2 tRNA genes and 1 rRNA gene (1 of these 3 running past the window's edge) are annotated in these 1,978 nt (G+C 52.3%); all 3 read right to left on the reverse strand.

The window, feature by feature from the left end:
• A 23S ribosomal RNA gene (locus HWX53_RS27365) occupies positions 1-1,460 on the reverse strand; its annotated part reaches 1,277 nt to the left of the window's first position; the annotation flags it as partial.
• Positions 1,461-1,748: 288 nt separating this feature from the next.
• Positions 1,749-1,824 (reverse strand) — tRNA-Ala (locus tag HWX53_RS27370).
• 71 nt (positions 1,825-1,895) lie between these two features.
• Positions 1,896-1,972, reverse strand: a tRNA-Ile gene (locus HWX53_RS27375).
• Positions 1,973-1,978 lie beyond the last annotated feature (6 nt).

Here is a 1,978-nt window from a genome sequence, read left to right on the forward strand (position 1 = left end):
GCAGCGACCGGGACGTCCAACACCCGGACAACCTTCCGCGATCCGTCCCCCCATCGCATCTAACAATGGTGCAGGAATATTGACCTGCTTCCCATCAGCTACGCATTTCTGCCTCGCCTTAGGGGCCGACTCACCCTACGCCGATGAACGTTGCGTAGGAAACCTTGGGCTTACGGCGAGGGGGCTTTTCACCCCCTTTATCGCTACTCATGTCAGCATTCGCACTTCCGATACCTCCAGCACGCTTTTCAACGCACCTTCGCAGGCTTACGGAACGCTCTCCTACCATGCGAGTAAAACTCGCATCCGCAGCTTCGGTGACTGGCTTGAGCCCCGTTACATCTTCCGCGCAGGACGACTCGATCAGTGAGCTATTACGCTTTCTTTAAAGGGTGGCTGCTTCTAAGCCAACCTCCTGACTGTTTTAGCCTTCCCACTTCGTTTCCCACTTAGCCAATCTTTGGGACCTTAGCTGGCGGTCTGGGTTGTTTCCCTCTTGACACCGGACGTTAGCACCCGATGTCTGTCTCCCGTGATTGCACTCTTCGGTATTCGGAGTTTGCTATGGCGTAGTAATCCGCAATGGACCCCACAACCATGACAGTGCTCTACCCCCGAAGGTGATACACGAGGCACTACCTAAATAGTTTTCGGAGAGAACCAGCTATTTCCAAGTTTGTTTAGCCTTTCACCCCTATCCACAGCTCATCCCCTAACTTTTCAACGTTAGTGGGTTCGGTCCTCCAGTACGTGTTACCGCACCTTCAACCTGGCCATGGATAGATCACTTGGTTTCGGGTCTACGCCCAGCAACTGATCGCCCTATTCGGACTCGCTTTCGCTACGCCTGCCTTAATCAGTTAAGCTCGCTACTGAACGTAAGTCGCTGACCCATTATACAAAAGGTACGCCGTCACCCNAGGCTCCGACTGTTTGTATGCATGCGGTTTCAGGATCTATTTCACTCCCCTCCCGGGGTTCTTTTCGCCTTTCCCTCACGGTACTGGTTCACTATCGGTCGATCACGAGTATTTAGCCTTGGAGGATGGTCCCCCCATCTTCAGACAGGATTTCACGTGTCCCGCCCTACTTGTCGTACCCCTAGTTCTTTCATACTGTTTTCGCTTACAGGGCTATCACCTGCTATGGCCGCACTTTCCAGAGCGTTCAGCTAACAATACAAATAAAGAGTACAGGCTCTTCCCATTTCGCTCGCCACTACTTTGGGAATCTCGGTTGATTTCTTTTCCTGCGGTTACTTAGATGTTTCAGTTCACCGCGTTCGCTTCGCTAGACCTATGGATTCAGTCTAGGATGACCCATACGGGCCGGGTTTCCCCATTCGGACATCTTCGGATCAATGCTCGTTTGCCAGCTCCCCGAAGCTTTTCGCAGGCTACCGCGTCCTTCATCGCCTGTGATCGCCAAGGCATCCACCACATGCACTTGTTCGCTTGACCCTATAACGAGTGTGTCTCGCGACACCTCTGTCATAGGCTGAGTATTCGCGTTGTGCCGTATTCCAAGTCATCAATTAAGATCACTTTTCATACTCGATACAATCACTACCCTGACTACCCTACTCACACCCATCTCTAAGTGCTTTCAGATAATCTCTTTACTACTTCTTCCTGATTGTTAAAGAACGTTTAGCCGATAGGTGTCTTGCAATACCTACAGCATCAACTGGCTAGCAATCGCCAATGCTTAACACTCACTGCTCGTGAACGCTAGGCATTGAAGATTGTTGGTGGAGGATGACGGGATCGAACCGACGACCCCCTGCTTGCAAAGCAGGTGCTCTCCCAGCTGAGCTAATCCCCCGCGTCTATCTGACCCTGCCCTCTTCGAGGGTGGGGCCTTCGTAAGCGCTAAAGCGCTAACGACCGCCGACATGGTGGGTCTGGTTGGATTCGAACCAACGACCCCCGCCTTATCAAGACGGTGCTCTAACCGACTGAGCTACAGACCCTTAGCC

Source organism: Caballeronia sp. BCC1704 (assembly GCF_902833455.1).
Lineage (GTDB): Bacteria > Pseudomonadota > Gammaproteobacteria > Burkholderiales > Burkholderiaceae > Caballeronia.